We start from the raw sequence: 24,524 nt of genomic DNA, 5'->3' as shown, positions 1-24,524 counted from the left end.
GGATTCGTTACCGTATGCCCCGGTTTCTGTTACGTGATCAGCGTGAGGTAACATTTTTTTCACACGCCCTGGTGTTACCTGCCGGTAACACCGGTGCGCGTGCTGGCTCAGCTTTCGCTGGTGGCCCCGCTCTTGCGCCGCGGGATACCCAGGCGCTGACGACGTTCCCACAGGCATTTGCGGCTGACACCGAGCTTGCGGGCCAGCTCGGTCTCGGTCATGTGGTCCTGGTGTTCGAGTACAAAGTGCTGGAAGTAGTCTTCCAGTGACAGGTCTTCGGTCGGTTCGTGGCTGGTGTTGCTGGCGGCGCCACCGGCAGACGGCAGGCCGGCGAACACGTCATCGTCTTCCAGGTCGGCCAGCTCGATGTCGATGCCCAGCAGGTCGGCAGAGATTTCCGGGCTTTCGCACAGGATCACCGCGCGCTCCACAGCGTTTTCCAGCTCTCGCACGTTGCCCGGCCAGGAGTAATGACGAATGGCCTGTTCGGCGTCATGGGCGAACTTCAGGTCGTTGCGCCCGATGCGTGCGCTCTGGCGGGCGAGGAACGCATTGGCGATCTCGTTGACGTCGGCGCCACGCTCGCGCAGGGCGGGCAGCTTGAGGGCGATCACGTGCAGGCGATAGTAAAGGTCTTCGCGGAACTGGCCGACCTTGGCCAGGTTCTTCAGGTCGCGGTGGGTGGCGGCAATCAGGCGCACATCGACCTTTTGCGATTGCACCGAGCCCACTCGTCGGATCTCGCCTTCCTGCAGTACGCGCAGCAGGCGGGCCTGGGCTTCGAGCGGCAGTTCGCCGATCTCGTCGAGAAACAGCGTGCCCCCGTCGGCCGCTTCGACCAGGCCGGCACGGCCGGCGCTGGCGCCGGTGAACGCGCCCTTTTCGTGACCGAACAGCTCGGACTCGATCAGGCTTTCGGGAATCGCCGCGCAGTTGACCGAAATCATCGGCGCCTTGGCCCGGCGTGACAGGTTGTGCAGCGCGCGCGCCACCAGCTCCTTGCCGGTACCCGATTCACCCTGGATCAGTACATTGGAGTCGGTGGGCGCGACCTTGCGGATCTTGCCGTACAGGTCCTGCATCGGCGGGCACGAGCCGATGATGCCGATTTCGCCATTGGCATTGCCCGGCTTGTCCGCCGGGGCCGCCTTGGCGCCGGCGCTGCTGCGCTCGGCAGGGGCGGCGGGGGCGTTCTGGCGGTCGCGCAGGATGCGGGCGACGGCCTGGAGCATCTCGTCGTGATCGAAGGGCTTGGCGATGTAGTCCACTGCGCCCATCTTCATCGAGTCGACGGCCGAGCGCAGGCTGGCGTAGCTGGTCATGATCAGCACCGGCTTGCCTTCGCCCAGCTTGATCAGCTCGGTACCCGGTGCGCCGGGCAGGCGCAGGTCGCTGACAATCAGGTCGAAGCTCGGAATGCTGAAGCGTTCCTGGGCCTCCTGTACCGAGCCGGCTTCGCTGACCTGGTACTGGTTGCGTTCGAGCAGGCGACGCAAGGCCGAGCGGATGATGGTTTCGTCTTCGACGATCAGAATATGCGGCATTGATTCAATTCTCTCGACGGTCTCAGTTCACAGCGGACGTCGCTACGACATGACGCGGCAGGGTCACACGGATCCGGGTGCCACGCTGGCTTTGAGTATCGGCCGGGCTGTCGATGGTGATTTGTCCATAATGCTCTTCCACGATGGAATAGACCAGAGCGAGCCCCAGCCCGGTGCCTTCGCCCGGATCCTTGGTGGTGAAGAAGGGTTCGAACAGCCGGTCCATGATGCTCTTCGGAATGCCGCTGCCTTCGTCCTCGACGATCAGGTCGACGGTGTGCTCGCTGGCTTCGCTCTTGACCCGTACCGCCGTGCCGGCCGGCGATGCATCGCGGGCGTTGGACAGCAGGTTGATGAGCACCTGCGCCAGGCGCTGCGGATCGCCGTCGACCCAGTGCTCGGGGTCGCACAGGTTGAAGAACTGTACTTCGAAATTGCGCCGGTTCAAGGCCAGCAGACCGATGGCATCCTGCGCCACTTCGGCCAGGCACACCGGTTCGTCACTGTGCTGGTGGCTGCCGGCGTGGGCGAAGCTCATCAGCGACTGGACGATGCGCGAGATGCGCTTGGTCTGCTCCAGGATCTGGCTGCTCAGCTCGGTGATCTCGCCGTCGTCCTCGCGCTCTTCACGCAGGTTCTGCGCCAGGCAGGCGATGCCGGTGACCGGGTTGCCGATTTCGTGGGCGACCCCGGCGGCCAGGCGGCCGATGCTGGCCAGGCGCTCGGAGTGCACCAGCTTGTCTTCGAGCATCTGGGTTTCGGTGAGGTCTTCCACCAACAGCACCAGGCCGCTGTTGCCCGGTGCCAGGGGCTCGTCGATGGCCGCCTTGTGCAGGTTGAGCCAGCGGGTCTGCCCGTCCAGGCCCAGGCGCTGCTTGTGCAGGTGCTCGTCGGGCACGTTGATGAACCCCAGCAACAGGCCGCGCCAGGGTTCGCCGATGGTGGTCAGGCGCGAGCCGACCACACGCTTGGCGGGGATGCCGGTCAGCTCTTCCATGGCCCTGTTCCACATCAGGATCTCCTGATCCTTGGCCAGCGAGCAGACGCCCATGGGCAGCTCCTGCAGGGTCTGGCGGTGGTAGCGGCGCAGGGCATCGAGCTCGGCGGCCAGGCCGGTGAGGCGCGAGTGATAGTCTTCCAGGCGGCTCTCGATGAAATGGATGTCTTCGGTCACGTAGTTTTCGCTGCCCGACTTGTACGGCAGGAAGGTCTCGACCATGTCCTGTGCCACGCTGGGGCCCATCAGGCCCGACAGGTTGGCCTCGATGCGGTCGCGCAGACGTCGCAGGGCGTACGGGCGGCGTTCGTCGAAGGGCAGGTACAGGTCGCGCAGGGCTTGCTCGACTTCTTTCTGCGCGGCCTTGGCGCCCAGTGGCTTGGCCAGCTGGGTGGCGAATTCCTGCGGCGAGGCGGCGTGCAGTTCGCGCCGTTGCGGACGGCGCACGTTATCCACGGCGCAGGCCTCGGCGGCGGCGACTTCCTCGGCGCTGGCGTTGCTGAACAGCGAGATCAGGGTGAACAGCAGCACGTTGGCCGCCAGCGAGGCGATCGCCGCCATGTGCCAGCTGGTGTCGTCGAGCACATAGATCATGTTCAGCAGCGGAATGTAGAAGCCCTGCAGGTTGCCCACCAGCGGCAGCAGCATGGTCACCATCCACACCAGGATCCCCGCCAGCAGGCCGGCGATGAAGCCGCGCCGGTTGGCGGTGGGCCAGTACAGCACCGACAGCACGCCGGGCAGGAACTGCAGGGTGGCAACGAAGGCGACGATGCCCAGGTTGGCCAGGTCCTGCTGGGCGCCGAGCAGCAGATAGAAGCCGAAACCGGCGGCGATGATCGCCACGATCAGCGCGCGGCGCGTCCATTTCAGCCAGCGATAAATGTTGCCTTCGGCCGGCGGCTGGTACAGCGGCAGCACCAGGTGGTTCAGCGCCATGCCCGACAGCGCCAGCGTGGTGACGATGATCAGCCCGCTGGCAGCGGATAGCCCGCCGATGTAGGCCAGTAGCGCCAGGGCCTGATTGTTGGCGGCGATGCCCAGGCCCAGGGTGAAGTATTCCGGGCTGGTGCTGGCGCCCAGCTTGAGCCCGGCCCACAGGATAAGCGGTACCGCCAGGCTCATCAGCAGCAGGAACAGCGGCAGGCCCCAGCTGGCGCTGACCAGCGAGCGCGGGTTGAGGTTCTCGGTAAAGGCCATGTGGTACATGTGCGGCATCACGATGGCCGAGGCGAAGAACACCAGCAGCAGGGTGCGCCACGGGCCTTCCTGCAAGGGTGTGTGCAGCGCGGCGAGGGCGGTCTGGTTCTGCAGCAGCCACACCTCCAGCTCGTGCGGGCCGCCGAACACCCCGTACAGCGCATACAGGCCGATGCCGCCCAACGCCAGCAGCTTGACCACCGACTCGAAGGCGATGGCGAACACCAGCCCCTCGTGTTTCTCGCGGGTGGCGATATGGCGTGAGCCAAAGAAGATGGTGAACAGTGTGATCATGGCGCAGAAGGCCAGGGCCACGCGACTCTTGACCGGCTCGCCGGTGAGGATGCTGATGGAGTCGGCCACGGCCTGGATCTGCAGGGCCAGCAGCGGCAGCACGCCGATCAGCATGAAGATCGTGGTGAGGGCGCCGGCCCAGGTACTGCGAAAGCGGAACGCGATGAGGTCGGCCAGCGACGAGAGCTGGTAGGTGCGGGTGATCTTCAGGATCGGATAGAGCAGCACCGGGGCGAGCAGGAATGCACCGGACACTCCCAGGTAGCAGGCCAGGAAACCGTAGCCGTACTGGTAGGCCAGGCCGACTGTACCGTAGAAGGCCCATGCGCTGGCGTACACGCCCAGCGACAGGGTGTAGGTCAGTGGGTGGCGAATGATCGAGCGCGGGATCATGCCGCGCTCGCTGATCCAGGCCACGCCGAACAGCACCAGCAGGTAGGCGGCGCTGATCAGGATCATCTGGGTCAGGCTAAAGCTCATCGGCATCACGTTGGCTCTGCAGGATAAAGGTCACGACGATCAGGATCAGCCACAGCAGGTAGGGGCGATACCAGGCGCCGGTGGGTTCGATCCACCAGTCCATGATGGCCGGGGAGAACAGGTAGATCCCCACTACCAGAAGCAGGACCAAGCGATAGATGTACATGCGGGCCTCGTTGGCTGTGGACGCTGCGTGCCTGGGCTTATTATTGGCGCAAATCGGCGTCGATGGTAACGGAAGGGCCGGTGCCTGCAAACGACCTTCGCCAGAATGCCCAACGAATTGAATTTGTTGGGCTTTGTGCAAGCTGTTCCGGCCTCTTCGCTGCCCAGGTTCTGTACTGGCCTTGAGGGCAACGGTGCACCGATGGGCGCTGGCCTGCCAGCGAACGGCTCAGCGCCTGTGTCAGCAGTGAGCACCGATCAATGAAGGTCGGCTTCGGGCACGCTCAGGCGCCGGGGCAGGGCGTCGGTATTCCAGTGCTGGGCGGCGTGCGCGAGTACCTCGCTCGGCGTACCCAGCGCCATGCCCGCCTCGACCGGTTGGCCGAGAGCACGCAAGGCCCGCAACAGCAAGGGTGTGGCCTGGTCCGCCGGCAACGGTGCCGAGCGATACGACTTGCCCAGCTTGTGCCCGTCGGGCTGGGTGATCAGCGGCACATGCAGGTAGCGCGGCTGCGACAGGCCCAGCAGCTCCTGCAGGTACAGCTGGCGCGGGGTGTTGTCGAGCAGGTCGGCGCCGCGCACGATATCGGTCACGCCTTGCCAGGCATCGTCCAGCACCACTGCCAGCTGGTAAGCGTACAGGCCATCGCGGCGCCGGATCACGAAGTCGCCCACCTCGCGTCCCAGGTGCTGCTCGAAGCGGCCCTGCAGACGATCGGTGAAGTGATAGCTCAGCTCGGGCACGCGCAGGCGAATGGCCGCGTCCTCCTGGGCGTGGCCCAGGTTGCGACACAGGCCCGGATAGATACCGTTGTACCCTTCCAGCTGCTTGCGCGAACAGGTACAGGCGTACGCCAGGCCCTGCTGGAACAGGCGCTGCACCACGGCGGCATAGGCGTCGTGACGCTGGCTCTGGTACACCACTGCGCCGTCCCAGTGCAGGCCGTAGTTTTCCAGGGTGTGCAGGATGGCGGCCTGGGCGCCGGGGGCTTCGCGCGGCGGGTCGATGTCTTCCATGCGCAGCAGCCATTGCCCGCCCACCGCGCGTGCGTCCAGCCACGAGGCGAGTGCGGCGACCAGCGAGCCGAAATGCAGAAAACCACTGGGGGTGGGGGCGAAGCGCCCGATGTAGCGCGGGGTGTTCATCACAGGCGGGTAGATCCGACAGCCATAAATGAAACGGGGCGCCTTGAGCGCCCCGTTCTGTTCAGGTCAGGCCTTGCCGACCTGTTTTTCCTTGATTTCCGCAAGGTTCTTGCAGTCGAAGCACTTGTCGGCGGTAGGGCGGGCCTCCAGGCGGCGGACACCGATTTCAACACCGCAGTCTTCGCACCAGCCGTAGTCCTTGTCCTGGATCAGTTGCAGCGTCTTGTCGATCTTCTTGATCAACTTGCGCTCGCGGTCACGATTGCGCAGTTCCAGCGCAAATTCTTCTTCCTGGCTGGCACGGTCTGCCGGGTCGGCAAAGTTGGCTGCCTCTTCCTTCATGTGGTCTACAGTCCGATCCACTTCCTTCATCAGGTCCTGCTTCCACTTGTTCAGGATGGAGACAAAGTGGGCCCGCATGTCATCGCTCATGTACTCCTCACCCTTACCAGCTTCATAGGGGGTGAAGTCGCCAACGGCTTGAACGGTTTGTTTCTTTTCTTGGGTGGACATGAATAGACCGCCTCTCACTCTTCTAATCCATTGCGCAGGCTTCTCCATCTCCGGCGCCCGCCGGCCCTGCGACTGCGAGCCGCCGAACTTACCAGATCGAATCGGGGCGCGCTACTCCCGGTTGTCTCCCCGGTTGACCACGGCTTTACCCACACGTTCGTTCCCATGCATGGGTAGAATCATCATTTTAGACCCATTTGAGAGAAGGCCATGGCCCAGCCCTACAGTGCGCGCAGTCGCGCCATCGAACCCTTTCACGTCATGGCGCTGCTGGCGCGGGCCAACGAACTGCAGGCAGCCGGGCATGACGTGATCCACCTGGAGATCGGCGAGCCGGACTTCACCACTGCCGCGCCCATCGTCGAAGCCGGCCAGGCTGCCCTGGCCGCAGGCCACACGCGCTACACCGCGGCACGCGGCCTGCCTGCGCTGCGCGAGGCGATTGCCGGGTTCTATGCCCAGCGTTACGGGGTGAACATCGACCCGCAACGCATCCTGATCACCCCGGGCGGCTCGGGCGCATTGCTGCTGGCGGCCAGCCTGTTGGTCGACCCAGGCAAGCACTGGCTGCTGGCCGACCCGGGCTACCCGTGCAACCGGCACTTTCTGCGCCTGGTCGAGGGCGGTGCGCAACTGGTGCCGGTCGGCCCCGAGGCCAACTACCAGCTCAATGCCGACCTGGTCGAGCGTTACTGGGACAACGAGACCGTCGGTGCACTGGTGGCCTCGCCCGCCAACCCCACCGGCACGGTGCTCGACCGCGAGCAACTGGCCAGCCTGTCGCAGGCCACCCGTGCGCACAATGGCCACCTGGTGGTCGACGAGATCTATCACGGCCTGACCTACGGCATCGACGCCCCCAGCGTGCTGGAAGTCGATGACGAAGCCTTTGTGCTGAATAGTTTCTCAAAATATTTCGGCATGACCGGCTGGCGCCTCGGTTGGCTGGTAGCGCCGCCTGCAGCGGTCGCCGACCTGGAGAAGCTGGCGCAAAACCTCTACATCAGCGCGCCTAGCATGGCCCAGCATGCTGCGCTGGCCTGTTTCGAACCGCGCACGCTGGCGATTTTCGAGGAGCGTCGCGCCGAGTTCGCGCGGCGTCGCGACTTTTTGTTGCCGGCCCTGCGCGAGCTGGGCTTCGGTATCGCGGTGGAACCGCAAGGGGCGTTCTACCTGTACGCCGATATCAGCGCGTTCGGCGGTGATGCCTTCGCGTTCTGCCAGCACTTCCTCGAAACCGAGCACGTAGCCTTCACCCCGGGCCTGGACTTCGGTCGTCACCAGGCCGGGCACCATGTGCGGTTTGCCTACACCCAGAGCCTGCCGCGCCTGCAGCAGGCGGTCGAGCGGATCGCCCGCGGTTTGCGGAGTTGGCAAGGCTGATGCGTTTTTTCCCCGAACTTGAGCAGGCGCGCCTGCTGCGTCGCTACAAACGTTTTCTGGCCGACATCGAACTGGCCAACGGCGAACAGATGACCATCCACTGCCCCAACACCGGGTCGATGCTCAACTGCATGCTGGAGGGCGGCAAGGTCTGGTTCAGTCGGTCCAGCGACCCCAAGCGCAAATTGCCGGGCACCTGGGAAATCGCCGAGACCCCGCAAGGCCGGCTGGCCTGTGTGAACACCGGGCGGGCCAATGCCATCGTCGAAGAGGCGCTGCACGCCGGGCGCATCACCGAGCTGGCCGGCTTCACGGCGCTCCGGCGGGAGGTGGCCTATGGCGAGGAACGCAGCCGCATCGATTTTCGCCTGGAGTACCCCACAGGGCCGGCCTATGTCGAGGTCAAGAGCGTGACCCTGGGCTTCGACGGCTCGCGGGTGGCGGCGTTTCCCGACGCGGTGACCCAGCGTGGCGCCAAGCACCTGCGCGAACTGTCGGCACTGGTGCGCCAGGGCGTACGGGCGGTGCAACTGTATTGCGTGAACCTGAGCGGCATCGATGCGGTGCGCCCGGCCGAGGAAATCGACAGCGCCTATGCCGCGGCCTTGCGTGCAGCGGCAGCCGAAGGTGTCGAGGTGCTGGCCTACGGCGTGCACCTGGACGGCGAGCAGATCAGCATCGACCGCGCATTGCCGGTGATGCTCACGTCGTAATGAGCCAGATGCCCTGGCTGTCTTCACGGCAGTCCAGGGCCTGCAATGCATCCCCGGTACAGGGGCCGGCCACGCATTCACCGGACTCCGGCACGAACAGTGCGCCGTGATGAACGCAGGCGATCAGTTGGGCGCTGGGGTCCAGGAATTGGTCTGCCTCCCAGTTCAGGCCGATACCACGATGCGGGCAGCGGTTGCGGTACAGGTAGACGCGGCCCTGGCGACGTACGCCGAACAGGTCGATGCCTGCGGCCTTGAAGCCACGGCTCTGGCCCTCGCCCAGATCGGACGGGCGGCAAAGAAGGTGCATGGGTAGGTTCACTTGAAGAAACGAGAGTCGGCTTGACGTCCAAATGCAAATAATTATCAAATTGCCCGCAATGGCCGTGCCCGGCGTCTTTATACCGCGAGTACGGGCACTGCCCAACCGTTATCCACCTGGACAACGGTCCGCCTTCATCTAAGGAAGCCTTGCTATGCGCCGACGTGCCAGCCTGATCGCCCTGTGTATCGGGCTTGTTTTCAACTCGGCGGCCCAGGCCGAACCCCTGGCCGCCCGCTGGGTCAGTGCCGGCGGTGCGCTGAGCGAGTGGGTGGTGGCGCTGGGCGGCGAGTCGCGGCTGGTGGGCGTCGACACCACCAGCCAGCACCCGGCGAGCCTCAAGGCGCTGCCCAGCATCGGCTATCAGCGTCAGCTGTCGGCCGAAGGGGTGCTCAGCTTGCGCCCGGACCTGCTGGTGGGCACCGAGGAAATGGGCCCGCCAGAGGTGCTCAAGCAGCTCCGGGGGGCCGGGGTGAAGGTGGAGTTGTTTTCGAGCACGCCCGAGCTGCAGGCCGTACATGGCAACCTCCGGCAATTGGGCCGCCTGATGGGCGACGAGGCGCAGGCAGAGCGCCTGTTCGGCGAGTACCGGCAGCAGCTTGACGGGCTGGCGGCACGAATCAAGGCAGTGCAGGGCAGTCAGGCGGCCCCTGGCGTGATTCTGCTGGTGGGGCATGGCGGTGCCAAGCCGATGATCGCGGGCAAGGGGACCGCAGGCGACTGGATGATTCGCCAGGCCGGCGGGCGCAACCTGGCCGACAATGACGGCTACAAGAACTTCTCGGTCGAGGCGCTGGCGGCGCTGAACCCCCAGGTGCTGGTGTTTGCCGATCGCAGCCTGTCGGGCGAGGCGGCGCTGCAGGCCCTGCTCAAGGAAAACCCGGCGCTGGCGGCCTCTCGCGCAGCACGGGACAAGCGTCTGGTCGAACTTGACCCGACCTTGCTGGTGGGCGGCCTCGGGCCGCGTCAGCCGGCCAGCCTGCAAGCGCTGGCGCAAGCCTTCTACCCGGCGGCCAAGGCGCAACTGGCCCCATGAATCGACTGGTACCACCGCGTGCTCTGTTCATCGGCCTGAGCCTGCTGTGCCTGTTGGCGGTGTGGCTGTCATTGGCACTGGGGCCGGTCAGCCTGCCGTTGCTCGACACCCTGCGAGCTGGGCTGCGCCTGATAGGCGTGCCGATTCAGGCCCAGGGGCTGGAGCAGGCCGAACTGATCCTGGGCCAGATTCGTCTGCCGCGCACCTTGCTCGGGCTGGTGGTCGGCGCGGTGCTGGCGATTTCCGGCGTGGCGATGCAGGGCCTGTTTCGCAACCCGCTGGCCGACCCCGGCCTGGTCGGGGTGTCCAGCGGTGCTGCACTCGGGGCGGCGGTGGCGATTGTGGGCGGCAACTGGCTGGGGGGCGTGCCCGAGGTGTTCGCGCCCTATCTGTTGTCGATCTTCGCCTTTCTCGGCGGGCTGGGCGTGACGGCGCTGGTCTACCGGTTGGGCCGGCGTGACGGTCAGACCAGTGTCGCCACCATGCTGCTGGCGGGCATCGCCCTGACCGCCCTGGCCGCCTCGGTGGTGGGGCTGTTCACTTATCTTGCCGACGACGCCACGCTGCGTACGCTGACGTTCTGGAACCTGGGCAGTCTCAATGGCGCAAGCTACCCGCGCCTGTGGCCGCTGTTGCTGGTGGCGGTGGTAGTGGCCTGGTGGCTGCCACGCCGGGCCGAGGCGCTCAATGCCCTGCTGCTGGGTGAGTCGGAGGCGCGCCACCTGGGTATCGAGGTCGAAACACTCAAGCGCGAACTGGTGTTCTGCACCGCGCTGGGCGTGGGGGCGGCGGTAGCGGCGGCGGGGTTGATCGGTTTTGTCGGGCTGGTGGTGCCGCACATGGTGCGACTGTTGTCCGGCCCCGACCATCGCGTGTTGCTGCCGGCGTCGCTGCTGGCCGGAGCGTCGCTGCTGCTGTTCGCCGACCTGATCGCGCGGCTGGCACTGGCGCCGGCAGAACTGCCGATTGGCATCGTCACTGCATTTATCGGTGCCCCCTTCTTCCTTTTTCTGCTGCTACGGGGGCGTGCCTGATGCTACGGGTGGAGAACCTGCAGGTGGTGCGCGGGCAGACCCGGGTGCTCGATGGCATCACCCTGGGCATCGAGCCGGGGCAGGTGCTGGGTGTGCTGGGCCCCAATGGTGCTGGCAAGAGCACCTTGCTCGCAGCGTTGTGCGGCGAATTGCCTGCCCATCATGGCCGTGTGCTGCTGGATGAGCGTGCGTTGGGCGACTGGAGCGGGCATGAGCGGGCACAACGCCTGGCGGTACTGCCGCAGACTTCAAGCCTGGGCTTTGCGTTTCGTGTCGAGGAGGTGGTGGCCATGGGGCGACTGCCCCACCGAACCGGTCAGGTGCGCGACCAGGCAATCGTGGCCGAGGCGCTGGAGGCGGCGGATGCCGGGCACCTGGTGGGGCGCAGCTACCTGGCGCTGTCGGGGGGCGAGCGTCAGCGAGTGCACCTGGCGCGGGTGCTGGCGCAGCTCTGGCCAGGGGGCGACGGCTGCACGCTGTTGCTCGACGAGCCGACGTCCATGCTCGACCCCCTGCATCAGCACACCACGTTGCAGGCGGTCAGAGCCTTTGCCGACCATGGTGCGGCGGTACTGGTGATCCTGCATGACCTGAACCTGGCGGCGCGCTATTGTGACCGCATCCTGCTGCTCGAGCGTGGCTGCCCGCATGCGCTGGATACCCCTGAACAGGTGCTTCGGCCCGAAGCGCTGCGCGCCGTGTTCGGCCTTGAAGTACTGGTTCAACCTCACCCCGAGCGGGGGCACCCGCTCATCATCGCCCGCTAGGAGCTCGCCCATGCCTCGCACGTTGCTGTTTGGCACCCTGTTGCTGCTGGCGTTGGGACTGAGCGCTTGCCTGTCCGGCGCAACGTTGGCGCCACTGCCGCAGTGGCAAGGCCCGCAGGGGCGCGAGCATGCCGAGCTGGGGCAGATCCGCGAGTTGAGCACAGGCCGGTTACTGACACCGGAGCAACTGGTCCGGCGCCTGGCTGCGGCACCGCGGGTGCTGGTGGGGGAGCAGCACGACAACCCCGATCACCATGCCTTGCAGTTGTGGTTGTTACGCGCGCTGGAGCAGCAACGGCCGCAGGGCAGCCTGCTGTTGGAGATGCTGGAGCCGGCGCAGCAGGCGCGGGTGGATGCACTCAAGCAGCAGCCCACGCTGCCGGTCGACCTGGTGTCGGCGCTGCACTGGCAATCAGGTTGGGATTGGGCCCTGTATGGCCCGATCGTGCGCCATGCGCTGGGGCAGCCCTATCCGTTGCTGGCGGCGAACCTTGATCGCGCCGAGGTGCGGGATATCTACCGCCAGGTACCGAAGTTGGAGGGGCAGCACGCTACGACAGCTAGGGTTACCCAGGCCTTGCTCGACCAGGTACGTGAAGGGCATTGCGGGCTGCTGCCTGAATCGCAGATGCCGGCCATGCTGGCGGTACAGCAGCAGCGTGACCGGCGAATCGCCCAGCGCCTGATGCAGGCGCCGACGCCGGCCCTGCTGTTGGCGGGGGCCTATCACGTGCGCAACGACCTGGGCGTGCCCTTGCATCTGCTGGACCTGGGGGTAGAGCAGGGCACCAGCGTGCTGATGCTGGCGCAGGTGGGGGAAAAGGTGGACGCAGGCATGGCCGATTACGTGTGGTTTACCGCTGGCGTGGCCGAGCAGGATTACTGCGCGAGCCTGCGCAAGGGCCGGTGATACAGGCTGTGAATGTGTGGTGGCCCTTTTCGCTGGCTTGCCAGTGCATAGGCCATGACAGGCAACTCAAATCCCAGGCAAAAAAAGACCCGGCAAAGTGCCGGGTCAATAACCGTGATTAGCCTGATGAGGAGATAATCTGAGAGTCCGAACCAAGGTCTTTCAGAATATCCAACCAGTCTCGCGACCAGTTGTGATAATCATAACGATTCTCATTTCGAAGTCAATCCTTTCATTCTGCTTATTTCAATTATTTTTGCAGGGCGCCTTGGCATCCAGCTGTTTGTTCAGCGCATCCTTGCGTTCAACGGGGATGTCGTTCCAGTGCACATCCAGCAGCGCGCCTTCTATCGCGTAGAGCAGCACCTTCGAGGCACGAAAGCCGCGGCTGCGTACCGCGTGGTAGGCGTTCACCGCGCCCAGCCGACGAAGGTCCGAGAGACTGTGGATGCCCACCGCATGCAGCCACTGCGCCGACGTCTTGCCAAGATTTTTCAGATGCTGAAGTTCATCGTTCATCAAGCCTCCTTGCGACGGCTGAACGGGTCCTGGAGATTGATTCGTGGGCAGGTCAAGAAGGAGTGTAGCGGCAGTTGGAAAATACGCGGCGTTTTGCCATGGGCGGTGCACGGCGGGGCCTGCAGCCACCGCCGGCATTGCCAGGCGGTGTCTGTTGGCAGATGCTTTCAGCGGGTGCGGTAACGCAGGCGGGTGCCGAAATTGACCGACATCAGAATCTCGTCGGCACTCAGTTCTGCGGGGAAGTAGGTGCCGGAGATCTGCGCATGGGCCAGGCTGGCACCTTCGAGGCAGTTCTCGCGCAGGTCCAGCCCACGCAGGTCGGAGGCGCGAAAGTAGGCGCCACTGAAATCGATGCCCTCGGTGTCCAGCTTGCGCAGGTCCAGCCCTCGAAAGTCACCGTCCTTGAAGTCGACAATGGCGTTCCTGGGTTTCTCACGATTGAATTCCGCGATGTGTTCCTTGTGCACCAGAGCGTATAGCGCGCTGTCGAGCTGGCGTGGCTGGTTCATGAGGGCGCCTCCTTGTGTGGCCTGATGATGGCATTATAGTGCCACTGTGCGGAGGCGCCCGAGATAGAGGCGTGAAGTGTGGACTGCTTCACGCCCTCGCCGTTTTAAAGGCCGGGCAGGCGCTGGCGAATCTGCTTGACCAGTTCATCCAGGCTGCCGCTTTCGTTGGTTTCCACGCGCTTGGCCTTGAGCAGCTCTTCGCCTGTCAGCGGGTCGCGACTGGCTTGCTGGGCGGCGACCACTTCCAGGGTGGCGTCGGACGGGTCGTTCTGGTCGGCCTGGCGCTGTGCCAGCCAGCTGGCGATCACGGCGTCCGGTGCATTGCAGTCGAGGATCAGGAAGGGAACGCCGGTTTCGCTGGCAACGTCGGCGGCGGCCTGGCGCTGTGCCTGCTTGAGGTACGTGGCATCGATCACCACCGGGAACCCCGCGCGCAGAATTGTCCCGGCCAGCTGATGCAGGTGCTGGTAGGTCTTCTGGCTGGCGTCATCGGCGTAGATGCCTTGTTGCAGCTGACCGGCGGCCTGCTCGGCCTGCTCGCCGAACAGGCGCTTGCGTTCAACGTCCGAGCGCAGGCGAATGGCACCCAGTGCTTCGACCATGCGCATGGCGACATGGCTTTTGCCAACGGCCGACACACCGTGGGTGATGGCCAGCAGGCGCGACGGGATGGCGCTGTAGCTCTCGGCCAGGTTGGCGTAGTTGCGGTACTGACGCAGGGTGGTGGCCCGTTGTACGCCATCGGCGTCGGCCGGCATGCTGAACAGCGCGACCTTGGCCCGCACCAGCGCACGGTAGGCCTTGTAGAAGTTCAGCAGTTCGAGGCCGGCGTAATCGCCGGTGATTTCCAGGTACTGGCTGATGAAGCGCCGCGCCAGCGACTTGAGGCCGCGGTCCTCCAGGTCCATGGCCAGGAACGCCGTATCGGCGTACACATCGGTCAGGCGGAAGGGTTCGTTGAATTCGATGCAGTCGAAAATCACCACCTTGCCGTCGATCAGTGTGGCGTTGCCCAGGTGGATATCGCCATGGCACTCGCGTATGAAACCTTCGGCCTTGCGCGTTTCGAACAGGCCATGCAGTCGATCGAAGCTGCTGCGCGCCCAGGCCTGCAACGCATCGAGCTGCACCAGGTCGGCCTTGTCGCTGAGGAACGGGCGAATCTGTTCGAAGTTCTGTTCAACCGGGGCCATCACGCTGTCGGGCGTGCCCAGTGGGTGTTCGACAGCCACTTTCGGTGCGGCCAGGTGGAACTGGGCGATCTGGCGGGCCATCTGGTCGATATGCGCAGCGGTCAGTTCGCCATTGGCCTGCAGCGTGCTGAGCATCTGGTTCTGGGGGAACTGGCGCATTTTCAGCGCGTACTCTATCGGCGCGCCGTCACCTCCCAGCTGCGGGGCCTCGACGCTGCCGGTGATGGGCAGTACTTCCAGGTACAGGTCGTCGGTCAGGCGCTGGTTGAGGCGCAGTTCTTCGGCGCAGAAATGCGCGCGACCCGACAGCTCGGTGAAGTCCAGGAAGCCGAAGTTCATCGGTTTCTTGATCTTGTAGGCGTATTCGCCCGTGAGCAGCACCCAGGAAATGTGCGTCTCGATGACCTGGAATTCCTTTACAGGGTGCGCAAACAGGGCCGGGTTTTGCAGGGCGGCGATCAAGGCTTGGCTCACGGTCGATCCTTCTGGGTCGTGGGAGATTCGAATCGACCATTATGGCGGCAAGCGGGGCCGCTGCAAACCGCCGGAGGGCGTCTGTCGACAAGCCATAAAGTGCGTATAATCCGCCGCCATGACTCGTACCCGATCTTCCCGTACCTCTAAAAAACGCCCTTCTGGCCGCGCGCGCGCCTGGTTGGGCTGGGCCCTCAAGCTCAGCCTGGTCGGCCTTGTGGTGCTGGCCGGCTTTGCGGTTTATCTCGATGCCGTGGTCCAGGAGAAATTCTCCGGCAAACGCTGGACCATCCCGGCCAAGGTCTACGCACGCCCGCTCGAGCTGTTCGTCGGGCAGAAGCTGAGCAAGAACGACTTCCTGATCGAGCTCGATGCCCTGGGCTATCGCCGCGAAAGCGTGGCCAACGGCCCGGGCGCAGCCTCGGTCAATGGCAACACCATCGACCTCAATACCCGCGGCTTCCAGTTCTATGAAGGCATGGAAAAAGCCCAGGGCGTGCGCGTACGCTTCTCGGGCGACTACGTTGCCGGCCTGAGCGGTACCAATGGCTCGAAGCTCGACGTGGTGCGCCTGGAGCCGCTGCTGATCGGCGGCATCTACCCGAAGAACCTCGAAGACCGCATCCTGATCAAGCTCGATCAGGCGCCGCCCTATCTGCTCGAAACCCTGGTGGCGGTGGAAGACCGTGACTTCTATCACCACTTCGGGGTGTCGCCCAAGTCGATTGCGCGGGCCATATGGGTCAACACCTCGTCCGGCGCCATGCGCCAGGGCGGCAGTACCCTGACCCAGCAGTTGGTCAAGAACTTCTACCTGACCAACGAGCGCAGCCTCAGCCGCAAGCTCAACGAAGCGATGATGGCGCTGCTGCTCGAAGCTCACTACAGCAAGCGCGACATCCTCGAGGCGTACCTCAACGAGGTGTTCGTGGGCCAGGATGGCCAGCGTGCGGTGCACGGTTTCGGCCTGGCCAGCCAGTTCTTCTTCAGCCAGCCGCTGTCCGAGCTCAAGCTGCACCAGGTGGCGCTGCTGGTGGGCATGGTCAAGGGGCCGTCCTACTACAACCCGCGTCGTTCCCCGGAACGCGCGCTGACGCGTCGCAACCTGGTGCTCGACTTGCTGGCCGAGCAGGGCGTGGCGACCCCCGAAGCGGTCGAGGCCGCGAAGAAAATGCCACTGGGTGTGACCAAGCGCGGCAGCCTGGCGGACAGCTCGTTCCCCGGCTTCCTCGATCTGGTCAAGCGCCAGTTGCGCCAGGACTACCGTGACGAAGACTTGACCGAGGAGGGGCTGCGTATCTTCACCAGCTTCGACCCGATCCTGCAGATGAAGTCCGAAGCGGCGATGAACGAAACCTTCAAGCGCCTCAGCGGGCGCAAGGGGGCGGACGAAGTCGAGGCGGCGATGGTGGTGACCAACCCGGAAACCGGGGAGGTGCAGGCACTGATCGGCAGCCGCCAGGCCGGGTTTGCCGGTTTCAACCGTGCAATCGACGCCGTGCGTCCCATCGGCTCGCTGGTCAAGCCGGCGGTGTACCTGACCGCGCTGGAAAAACCGAGCCAGTTCACCCTCACCAGCTGGGTGCAGGATGAACCCTTCTCGGTGAAGGGCGCCGACGGCCAGGTGTGGAAGCCGCAGAACTACGACCGGCGCGCCCATGGCACGATCTTCCTGTACCAGGGGCTGGCCAATTCCTACAACCTGTCGACCGCCAAGCTTGGCCTGGAAGTGGGCGTGCCCAACGTGCTCAAGACCATTGGCCGCCTGGGTGTCAACGTCGACTGGCCGGCCTTCCCGTCGATGCTGCTGGGTGCCGGGGGCATGTCGCCGGTGCAGGTTGCGACCATGTACCAGACCCTGGCCAATGGCGGCTTCAACACGCCGATGCGAGGCATCCGCAGCGTGCTGACCGCCGAGGGCGAGCCGCTCAAGCGCTACCCGTTCCAAATCCAGCAGACGTTCGACCCGGGGTCCATCTATCTGGTGCAGAACGCCATGCAGCGGGTGATGCGTGAAGGTACCGGACGCTCGGTTTACAGTGTATTGCCCAGTTCGTTGAACCTGGCCGGCAAGACCGGTACCAGCAACGATTCGCGTGACAGCTGGTTCGCAGGGTTCAGCCAGGACCTGCTGGCAGTGGTGTGGCTGGGTCGCGATGACAACGGCAAGACACCGTTCACCGGCGCCACCGGCGCGTTGCAGGTCTGGACCAGCTTCATGCGCAAGGCCGACCCGCTGCCGCTGGACATGCCACAGCCTGACAACGTGGTGCAGGCCTGGGTCGATCCGCATACCGGCCAAGGTTCCGATGCCAGCTGCCCGGGCGCGGTACAGATGCCGTATATTCGCGGCAGTGAGCCAGTGGCCGGCGCCGCCTGTGGCGGCGAGCAGGCACCTGCCGAGTCCGTGATGGACTGGGTCAAGGGCTGGATGAATTAAGCCAAAGCACAGCAAAGAGGGTGTGACGTGAACAAGTGGTTGTTTCCTGCCTTGACGGCACTGGCTTTGCTTACAGGTTGCGCCAGCGTGCAGCGTGGCTCGATCCCCGTAGTGGATTCAGGGACGCGGGTTTCCAACAGCGAGCGAGTGTCGGCCAACCGTGCCGGCGCTGCCGTGAACACCGGTACTCGCCAGGCGCAGGCGATGCCGCAGGATTCCGGGGTGACGGTGATGGTGCCCCAGGGCGCCGGCTCCGAGCCGATCCAGACCTTTGCGGCGCCTACCGGGCCAGCGTCGATCGACACCGGGCCGATTACCCCAGGCCCGCAGAATTCGGCGCCGTTCCCGAGCACCAGCAGCGGTGGCTACAGCGCACCGAGCGCACCCACCGGCATCCCCAGTTCGAACACCGGCAGCGGCGGCCTCTCGGCTGACGAACAGCTCGATGGCCCGGTGCTGGCGCTGTTGACCACGGCGCAGACGCAGCAGACCGGCGGCGATCTCAACGGCGCCTCGTCCAGCCTTGAGCGTGCCCAGCGCATTGCCCCGCGTGAACCGCAGGTACTCTACCGTCTGGCCCAGGTGCGACTGGCCCAGGGCGATGCGGCGCAGTCCGAACAGCTGGCGCGACGTGCCCTGACCTACGCCAACGGTCGCCCCGATCTGCAGGCCGGCCTGTGGGACATCATCGCCCAGGCGCGCGACAAGCAGGGTGACGCCGCCGGCGCCGCGCTGGCTCGCCAGAAAGCCAAGGTCAGCCTGTAATGGAGGCTCGCATCCTGGCGATTGCAGACCACCTGCTGCTGATAGAGCACGAGCTGCACAGGCAGGGCTGGTGGTCCGCCGAGGCGCCCAGTGCGCAAGCCCTGGCCAGCACCACGCCGTTCGCCGTCGACGCCATGAACTTCGATCAGTGGCTGCAGTGGATCTTTCTGCCGAAGATGAAACAGATACTCGAAAACGGTGCGCCGCTGCCCAGTGCCTCGGGCATCCTGGTGATGGCTGAAACGGTGTACGTGGATCGGCCGCAAGAAAGTCGCGAGTTGCGTCGTCTATTAGCAGAGTTTGACCAATTGATCAGTGCTTCTGCCTGAATTTCCCTATTTTCACCCTAAGAGCCGCAGATTGTGGCTCTTTTTGTTTCTGAAGTTTGTTTTTCTGCTGCTGTCTTTGTAATTCGTGGTGGCTGCGGATCGTCATTTGGAAAAATTGGCAATAATTTTTCTTGACTTGCAGGCGCAGAATCAGAAGAATCCAGTTTCCGCTGTAGAGGGACTGCCAGAAGCAGACCCGCTAAGCAGATCATGAGGCGCACACCCGCGCCGACCTGTTACACCCCGCAACGCGTTACCTCGCGCTGGGTGGGAAAACCCCGCAACACTTTGGGGCGCTCCCAATACTTGCTCAGTCAGTGCTGACGTAGTCGGCGATTTCGTCGCTCATGCTCTGCTTGGCAGTAAACCTATTAAGACCCGTCCTGCCTGGACGGTATTCTGGCGTTTTAGAGGTGAACAACGTGGAGCTTTTATCTGGCGCTGAAATGGTCGTCCGCTTTTTGCGTGACGAAGGCGTTAAGCACATCTACGGGTACCCTGGCGGTGCTCTCCTGCATGTATACGATGCCCTGTTCAAGGAACCGGAAGTAAGCCACATCCTGGTTCGCCACGAGCAGGCGGCAACCCACATGGCCGACGGCTATGCCCGTGCCACCGGCAAGGCCGGCGTGGTACTGGTGACTTCCGGTCCGGGTGCCACCAATGCCATCACCGGTATTGCCACGGCGTACATGGACTCCATCCCGATGGTCATCCTCTCCGGTCAGGTGCCCAGCACCATGGTCGGTACCGATGCCTTCCAGGAAACCGACATGATCGGTATCTCGCGGCCGATCGTGAAGCACAGCTTCATGATCAAACATGCCTCGGAAATTCCTGAAATCCTGAAAAAAGCCTTCTACCTGGCTGAATCCGGTCGTCCTGGCCCGGTTGTCGTCGATATTCCGAAAGACATGACCAACCCGGCCGAGAAGTTCGAGTACGTCTACCCGAAAAAGGTCAAGCTGCGCTCCTACAGCCCGGCCGTTCGCGGGCACTCGGGTCAGATCCGCAAGGCCGCCGAGATGCTGCTGGCCGCCAAGCGTCCGATCGTCTACTCCGGCGGTGGCGTGATCCTCGGTGGTGGCTCGGCTGCGTTGACCGAGGTCGCGCAACTGCTCAACCTGCCGGTCACCAATACCCTCATGGGGCTGGGTGGCTATCCGGGCACCGACCGTCAGTTCCTGGGCATGCTCGGCATGCACGGCAGCTACACGGCCAACCTGGCGATGCACCATGCCGACGTGATCCTGGCCGTCGGTGCGCGTTTCGACGACCGTGTGGTCAACGGCCCGGCGCGGTTCTGCCCGAATGCCAAGGTCATCCACATCGACATCGACCCGGCATCGATCTCCAAGACCATCAAGGCCGATGTGCCTATCGTCGGCCCGGTCGAGAGCGTGTTGAGCGAAATGCTCGCCACCTTGCGCGAAATCGGCGAGAAGCCTGATCAGGCGGCGATGGATGCCTGGTGGAAGCAGATTGCCGAATGGCGTGGCGACGGCATCATGTTCCCGTACAACAAGGGTGATGGCAGCGTCATCAAGCCGCAGACCGTGATCGAAACCCTGTGCGAAGTCACCAAGGGGGATGCGTTCGTCACCTCCGACGTGGGTCAGCACCAGATGTTCGCGGCGCAGTACTACCGCTTCAACAAGCCGAACCGCTGGATCAACTCTGGTGGCCTGGGCACCATGGGCTTCGGTTTCCCGGCGGCCATGGGCGTCAAGCTGAACTTCCCGGACCAGGACGTTGCCTGTGTCACCGGCGAGGGCAGCATCCAGATGAACATTCAGGAGCTCTCTACCTGCCTGCAGTACGACCTGCCGGTAAAGATCGTCAACCTGAACAATGGCGTGTTGGGCATGGTTCGCCAATGGCAGGACATGGCCTACAACAGCCGTCACTCGCACTCCTACATGGAATCGCTGCCTGACTTCGTCAAGCTGGCCGAAGCCTATGGTCACGTGGGTATCCGCATCACCGACCTGAAGGACCTCAAGCCCAAGCTCGAGGAAGCCTTCGCCATGAAAGACCGGTTGGTGTTCATCGATATCCAGGTCGACAACAGCGAGCACGTCTACCCGATGCAGATCAAAGACGGCTCGATGCGCGATATGTGGCTGAGCAAGACGGAGCGGACCTAATCATGCGGCACATTATTTCCCTGCTGTTGGAAAACGAACCAGGTGCCTTGTCCCGTGTGGTCGGCCTGTTCTCGCAGCGCAACTACAACATCGAAAGCCTGACCGTCGCCCCGACCGAAGACCCGACCCTGTCGCGCCTGACGTTGACCACGGTTGGTCATGACGAGGTGATCGAGCAGATCACCAAGAACCTGAACAAGCTGGTTGAAGTGGTCAAGCTGGTCGACCTGTCGGAAAGCGCGCACATCGAGCGTGAACTGATGCTGGTCAAGATCAAGGCCACGGGTGCGCAGCGTGCCGAGATCAAGCGCACCACCGATATCTATCGTGGGCAGATCGTCGACGTCAGCAGCACGGTCTATACCGTGCAGCTGTCGGGCACCAGCGACAAGCTGGACAGCTTCATCCAGTCGATTGGTACCGCGTCCATTCTCGAAACAGTACGCAGTGGTGTCACCGGCATTGCCCGTGGCGACAAAGTGCTCAGCATCTAACTCAAAAAATTAGCGAATGGCCTGAAAGGGCCGAGATAACCAGGGGTATTTTCATGAAAGTTTTCTACGACAAAGACTGCGACCTTTCGATCATCCAGGGCAAGAAAGTTGCCATCATCGGTTACGGTTCCCAGGGCCACGCTCAAGCGTGCAACCTGAAAGACTCCGGTGTGGATGTCACTGTCGGTCTGCGTAAAGGTTCGGCCACCGTTGCCAAAGCCGAAGCCCACGGCCTGAAAGTGGCTGACGTGGCAAGCGCTGTTGCCGGTGCCGACCTGGTCATGATCCTGACCCCGGACGAGTTCCAGTCGCAGCTGTACAAGAACGAAGTCGAGCCGAACATCAAGAAGGGCGCCACCCTGGCCTTCTCCCACGGTTTCGCTATCCACTACAACCAGGTCGTTCCACGTGCTGACCTGGACGTGATCATGATCGCGCCAAAAGCGCCTGGTCACACCGTGCGTTCCGAGTTCGTGAAAGGCGGCGGTATCCCTGACCTGATCGCCATCTACCAGGACGCTTCCGGCAATGCCAAGAACGTTGCCCTGTCCTACGCCGCAGGCGTTGGTGGCGGCCGTACCGGCATCATCGAAACCACCTTCAAGGACGAGACCGAAACCGACCTGTTCGGCGAGCAGGCCGTTCTGTGCGGCGGTACCGTCGAGCTGGTCAAGGCCGGCTTCGAAACCCTGGTTGAAGCGGGCTACGCGCCAGAAATGGCCTACTTCGAGTGCCTGCACGAACTGAAGCTGATCGTTGACCTCATGTACGAAGGCGGTATCGCCAACATGAACTACTCGATCTCCAACAACGCCGAATACGGCGAGTACGTGACCGGCCCTGAAGTCATCAACGCCGAATCCCGTCAGGCCATGCGCAATGCCCTGAAACGCATTCAGGACGGCGAATACGCCAAGATGTTCATCAGCGAAGGCGCTACCGGCTATCCTTCGATGACCGCCAAGCGTCGCAACAACGCTGCCCACGGTATCGAAGTCATCGGCGAGCAACTGCGCTCGATGATGCCTTGGATCGCAGCGAACAAAATCGTCGACAAGGCCAAGAACTGATCTTGATCTGATGCGATGAAAACGCGGCTTCGGCCGCGTTTTTTCGTTTAGGCAGTCAGCTTCTGGTATAAAGCTTCATCGTTTGCCGGCGAACCCTCGTCGCAGACGTCTGTCGAAACTTTCCAAACCGTTGCAAGGTAATGTCCATGAGCGAACGTCCCGAAGAGCCGAACAAGGCCTCTGACGCCGAAAGCCTGCTACCGATCGATGAGCATGTTGAAGAAGGGCATGACGCCGAAGGACGCAAGGTACGGCATCGCGGCATCTATCTGCTGCCCAACCTGTTCACCACTGCGAACCTGTTCGCCGGTTTCTATTCGATCATCAACTCCATGAGTGCGCAGAGCGCCCTGAGTGCCGGTGATCCGCGCGAAGCGAGCAAGTACTTCGCTTTCGCCGCCATCGCGATCTTCGTCGCCATGGTGCTCGATGGTCTGGACGGGCGTGTTGCCCGCATGACCAACACCCAGAGCGCCTTCGGCGCCGAGTACGACTCGTTGTCCGACATGGTCGCCTTTGGCGTGGCCCCGGCGTTGCTGGCCTTCGGCTGGGCGCTGGGTGACATGGGCAAGGTCGGCTGGATGGTTGCCTTCATCTATGTGGCGGGTGCGGCATTGCGCCTGGCACGCTTCAATACCCAGGTCGGCAAGGCCGACAAGCGCTACTTCATCGGCCTGGCCAGCCCGGCGGCAGCCGGCGTGGTTGCGGGTACGGTCTGGGCGTTCAGCGACTATGGCATCCAGGGTTCCAAGCTCTCGTTCCTGGTGGCGCTGCTGGTGGCGGCTGCCGGCATGCTGATGGTCAGCAACATCAAGTACAACAGCTTCAAGGAGCTGGACCTCAAGGGGCGGGTGCCGTTTGTGGCGATCCTTGTGGTGGTGCTGGTGTTCGCGGTGGTGTTCAGCGATCCGCCACGCATTCTGCTGCTGATTTTCCTCGCGTATGCCGCGTCGGGTCCTATCCAGTACCTGTTGCGTTCGCGTCGCAAGAAAACCACCGAGCAGTGATGTAATTTCCCCAAGGCTCCGTAGTCTACTGGTGCATCAGCTCACCGGTTCTACGGAGTCTTTATGCTTATCAAGCTGTCCCGGCCTTCCGACTGCAAAGAATCGGATATCACGCCTGAGTCCCTCTATCTCTCCCGACGCGCTCTGCTGGGTGGCACTGCGGCTGCATTGGCGGTCGGCAGCTTGCCGCGCTGGGCCGCTGCCGCCGAGGTTTCGCAGTATGCGGACGTCGACGCCGGTGCTGCCCCCAACTGGTTTGCCGAAAAACTGCCGGGCACCCAATGGCAGGCGGTAACGGTCAAGGGTGAAGCGATCACGCCGTTCAAGGATGCCACGCACTACAACAACTTCTACGAGTTCGGAACCGACAAGGGCGACCCTGCTGCCAATGCGGGTGCGCTGCCGACTTCGCCATGGACGGTGGTGGTGGATGGCGAGGTCGGTAAGCCGGGCCGCTATGCGCTCGAAGACTTCATGAAGCCTTATCAGTTGCAAGAGCGCATCTACCGGCTGCGTTGTGTGGAGGCCTGGTCGATGGTGATCCCCTGGTTGGGGTTTCCGATTTCGGCATTGCTCAAGCAGGTGGAGCCGACCTCCAAGGCCCGGTACATCCGCTTCGAAACCCTGCAGGATCCAAAGCACATGCCCGGGCAGCGTTCGGGCTTCGCCCTGATCGACTGGCCCTATGTGGAAGGGCTGCGACTGGATGAGGCGATGAACCCGCTGGCCATCCTGGCGGTGGGCATGTATGGCCGCGAACTGCCCAACCAGAACGGTGCGCCGCTGCGCCTTGTGGTGCCGTGGAAGTATGGGTTCAAGAGCATCAAGTCCATCGTGCGTATCAGCCTGGTCGAGCAGCAGCCGCGCACCACCTGGCAGAACATCGCGCCTGAAGAGTACGGGTTCTATGCCAACGTGAACCCCACGGTGGACCACCCGCGCTGGACCCAGGCCCGTGAGCGCAGGCTGCCCAGCGGCCTGTTCAGCCCCAACGTTCGCGATACGCAGATGTTCAACGGCTATGCGGACGAAGTGGCTTCTTTATATAGCGGCCTGGACCTGCGGAAGAA

The 24,524-nt window shown here is 63.5% G+C and carries 23 protein-coding genes (1 of these 23 cut by a window edge); 14 read left to right on the top strand and 9 right to left on the bottom strand.

Going from position 1 to position 24,524, the window contains the following annotated elements:
* Nucleotides 1–107: 107 nt before the first annotated feature.
* The 5 genes from KH389_RS23060 to dksA all read right to left on the bottom strand — a co-directional run bounded on the left by KH389_RS23060 (nucleotide 108) and on the right by dksA (nucleotide 6,339).
* Nucleotides 108–1,544, bottom strand: coding sequence for a sigma-54-dependent transcriptional regulator (locus KH389_RS23060; protein ID WP_043863805.1), 1,437 nt, complete (start codon nucleotides 1,542–1,544; stop codon nucleotides 108–110).
* Nucleotides 1,545–1,566: 22 nt separating this feature from the next.
* Nucleotides 1,567–4,521, bottom strand: coding sequence for a sensor histidine kinase (locus KH389_RS23055; protein WP_162484883.1), 2,955 nt, complete (start codon nucleotides 4,519–4,521; stop codon nucleotides 1,567–1,569).
* Nucleotides 4,505–4,681: a hypothetical protein gene (locus tag KH389_RS23050; RefSeq protein WP_003250005.1), complete on the bottom strand. Its 177-nt coding sequence runs from the start codon at nucleotides 4,679–4,681 to the stop codon at nucleotides 4,505–4,507. Before KH389_RS23050 ends, KH389_RS23055 begins: the two co-directional genes overlap by 17 nt.
* Before the next feature lie 257 nt (nucleotides 4,682–4,938).
* Complete coding sequence (gene gluQRS, locus KH389_RS23045; protein ID WP_043863803.1) at nucleotides 4,939–5,826, bottom strand: tRNA glutamyl-Q(34) synthetase GluQRS; 888 nt, start codon at nucleotides 5,824–5,826, stop codon at nucleotides 4,939–4,941.
* A 66-nt stretch (nucleotides 5,827–5,892) separates the two neighbouring features.
* Nucleotides 5,893–6,339, bottom strand: coding sequence for an RNA polymerase-binding protein DksA (dksA, locus tag KH389_RS23040; protein WP_043863802.1), 447 nt, complete (start codon nucleotides 6,337–6,339; stop codon nucleotides 5,893–5,895).
* A 210-nt stretch (nucleotides 6,340–6,549) separates the two neighbouring features.
* Here dksA and KH389_RS23035 point away from each other — a divergent pair, with 210 nt between their 5' ends.
* Together KH389_RS23035 and sfsA are read left to right on the top strand one after the other, a co-directional pair.
* Entirely contained in the window at nucleotides 6,550–7,722 is a 1,173-nt protein-coding gene (locus KH389_RS23035; protein WP_078481321.1) for a pyridoxal phosphate-dependent aminotransferase, read from the top strand.
* Nucleotides 7,722–8,435, top strand: coding sequence for a DNA/RNA nuclease SfsA (gene sfsA / locus KH389_RS23030; RefSeq protein WP_054916531.1), 714 nt, complete (start codon nucleotides 7,722–7,724; stop codon nucleotides 8,433–8,435). The genes KH389_RS23035 and sfsA overlap by 1 nt, the downstream gene beginning before the upstream one ends.
* On the opposite strand, the gene KH389_RS23025 is transcribed toward sfsA, so the two are convergent.
* Nucleotides 8,425–8,745: a Rieske (2Fe-2S) protein gene (locus KH389_RS23025; RefSeq protein WP_088514005.1), complete on the bottom strand. Its 321-nt coding sequence runs from the start codon at nucleotides 8,743–8,745 to the stop codon at nucleotides 8,425–8,427. The genes sfsA and KH389_RS23025 overlap by 11 nt on opposite strands.
* A 166-nt stretch (nucleotides 8,746–8,911) precedes the next feature.
* On the opposite strand from KH389_RS23025, the gene KH389_RS23020 reads away from it, so the two are divergent.
* From KH389_RS23020 to KH389_RS23005, 4 genes are read left to right on the top strand one after another with little or no spacing between them, the layout of a single operon-like run.
* A complete protein-coding gene (locus tag KH389_RS23020; RefSeq protein WP_054916529.1) occupies nucleotides 8,912–9,793 on the top strand; it encodes a heme/hemin ABC transporter substrate-binding protein in 882 nt (293 codons plus the stop codon).
* Between the two features lie 50 nt (nucleotides 9,794–9,843).
* Nucleotides 9,844–10,827: a FecCD family ABC transporter permease gene (locus tag KH389_RS23015; RefSeq protein ID WP_196932677.1), complete on the top strand. Its 984-nt coding sequence runs from the start codon at nucleotides 9,844–9,846 to the stop codon at nucleotides 10,825–10,827.
* Nucleotides 10,827–11,594, top strand: coding sequence for a heme ABC transporter ATP-binding protein (locus tag KH389_RS23010; protein ID WP_100634046.1), 768 nt, complete (start codon nucleotides 10,827–10,829; stop codon nucleotides 11,592–11,594). Before KH389_RS23015 ends, KH389_RS23010 begins: the two co-directional genes overlap by 1 nt.
* Before the next feature lie 10 nt (nucleotides 11,595–11,604).
* A complete protein-coding gene (locus KH389_RS23005) occupies nucleotides 11,605–12,504 on the top strand; it encodes a ChaN family lipoprotein (RefSeq protein WP_100634044.1) in 900 nt (299 codons plus the stop codon).
* 246 nt (nucleotides 12,505–12,750) lie between these two features.
* On the opposite strand, the gene KH389_RS23000 is transcribed toward KH389_RS23005, so the two are convergent.
* From KH389_RS23000 to KH389_RS22990, 3 genes are all read right to left on the bottom strand, one after another.
* Nucleotides 12,751–13,023, bottom strand: coding sequence for a TfoX/Sxy family protein (locus KH389_RS23000; protein WP_043863794.1), 273 nt, complete (start codon nucleotides 13,021–13,023; stop codon nucleotides 12,751–12,753).
* Between the two features lie 167 nt (nucleotides 13,024–13,190).
* The gene (locus tag KH389_RS22995) at nucleotides 13,191–13,535 is read right to left on the bottom strand and encodes a pentapeptide repeat-containing protein (protein ID WP_043863793.1); all 345 of its coding nucleotides are present in this window, start codon (nucleotides 13,533–13,535) and stop codon (nucleotides 13,191–13,193) included.
* A 104-nt stretch (nucleotides 13,536–13,639) separates the two neighbouring features.
* Nucleotides 13,640–15,202, bottom strand: coding sequence for a bifunctional aminoglycoside phosphotransferase/ATP-binding protein (locus tag KH389_RS22990; RefSeq protein WP_043863792.1), 1,563 nt, complete (start codon nucleotides 15,200–15,202; stop codon nucleotides 13,640–13,642).
* A gap of 118 nt (nucleotides 15,203–15,320) precedes the next feature.
* Between KH389_RS22990 and mrcB the strand changes: the two genes are divergently transcribed.
* The 8 genes from mrcB to msrP form a co-directional block, all read left to right on the top strand.
* Nucleotides 15,321–17,642, top strand: coding sequence for a penicillin-binding protein 1B (gene mrcB / locus KH389_RS22985; RefSeq protein ID WP_054916525.1), 2,322 nt, complete (start codon nucleotides 15,321–15,323; stop codon nucleotides 17,640–17,642).
* Nucleotides 17,643–17,669: 27 nt separating this feature from the next.
* The gene (locus KH389_RS22980; RefSeq protein ID WP_054916524.1) at nucleotides 17,670–18,407 is read left to right on the top strand and encodes a hypothetical protein; all 738 of its coding nucleotides are present in this window, start codon (nucleotides 17,670–17,672) and stop codon (nucleotides 18,405–18,407) included.
* Complete coding sequence (locus tag KH389_RS22975) at nucleotides 18,407–18,736, top strand: YqcC family protein (RefSeq protein ID WP_043863789.1); 330 nt, start codon at nucleotides 18,407–18,409, stop codon at nucleotides 18,734–18,736. Before KH389_RS22980 ends, KH389_RS22975 begins: the two co-directional genes overlap by 1 nt.
* Before the next feature lie 422 nt (nucleotides 18,737–19,158).
* A complete protein-coding gene (locus tag KH389_RS22970) occupies nucleotides 19,159–20,883 on the top strand; it encodes an acetolactate synthase 3 large subunit (RefSeq protein ID WP_043863936.1) in 1,725 nt (574 codons plus the stop codon).
* A gap of 2 nt (nucleotides 20,884–20,885) precedes the next feature.
* Nucleotides 20,886–21,377, top strand: a complete 492-nt coding sequence (gene ilvN, locus KH389_RS22965) for an acetolactate synthase small subunit (RefSeq protein ID WP_043863788.1) — start codon at nucleotides 20,886–20,888, stop codon at nucleotides 21,375–21,377.
* A 53-nt stretch (nucleotides 21,378–21,430) separates the two neighbouring features.
* Nucleotides 21,431–22,447 carry a ketol-acid reductoisomerase gene (gene ilvC, locus KH389_RS22960; protein WP_043863787.1) on the top strand — a complete coding sequence of 339 codons (1,017 nt, stop codon included), beginning with the start codon at nucleotides 21,431–21,433 and terminating at the stop codon, nucleotides 22,445–22,447.
* A gap of 146 nt (nucleotides 22,448–22,593) precedes the next feature.
* Complete coding sequence (pssA, locus tag KH389_RS22955; protein WP_043863786.1) at nucleotides 22,594–23,454, top strand: CDP-diacylglycerol--serine O-phosphatidyltransferase; 861 nt, start codon at nucleotides 22,594–22,596, stop codon at nucleotides 23,452–23,454.
* Between the two features lie 63 nt (nucleotides 23,455–23,517).
* Nucleotides 23,518–24,524, top strand: the 5' portion of a protein-coding gene (msrP, locus tag KH389_RS22950; RefSeq protein WP_054916522.1) for a protein-methionine-sulfoxide reductase catalytic subunit MsrP. Its footprint extends 7 nt past the window's final position; 1,007 of the gene's 1,014 nt are visible here — the first part of the coding sequence; its start codon is at nucleotides 23,518–23,520; its stop codon lies off the right edge, out of view.

Origin of the sequence: Pseudomonas qingdaonensis (genome assembly GCF_018398475.1) — a bacterium.
GTDB classification, from domain to species: Bacteria; Pseudomonadota; Gammaproteobacteria; order Pseudomonadales; family Pseudomonadaceae; genus Aquipseudomonas; species Aquipseudomonas palmensis.
This window is presented reverse-complemented; position numbering and strand designations above follow the sequence as displayed.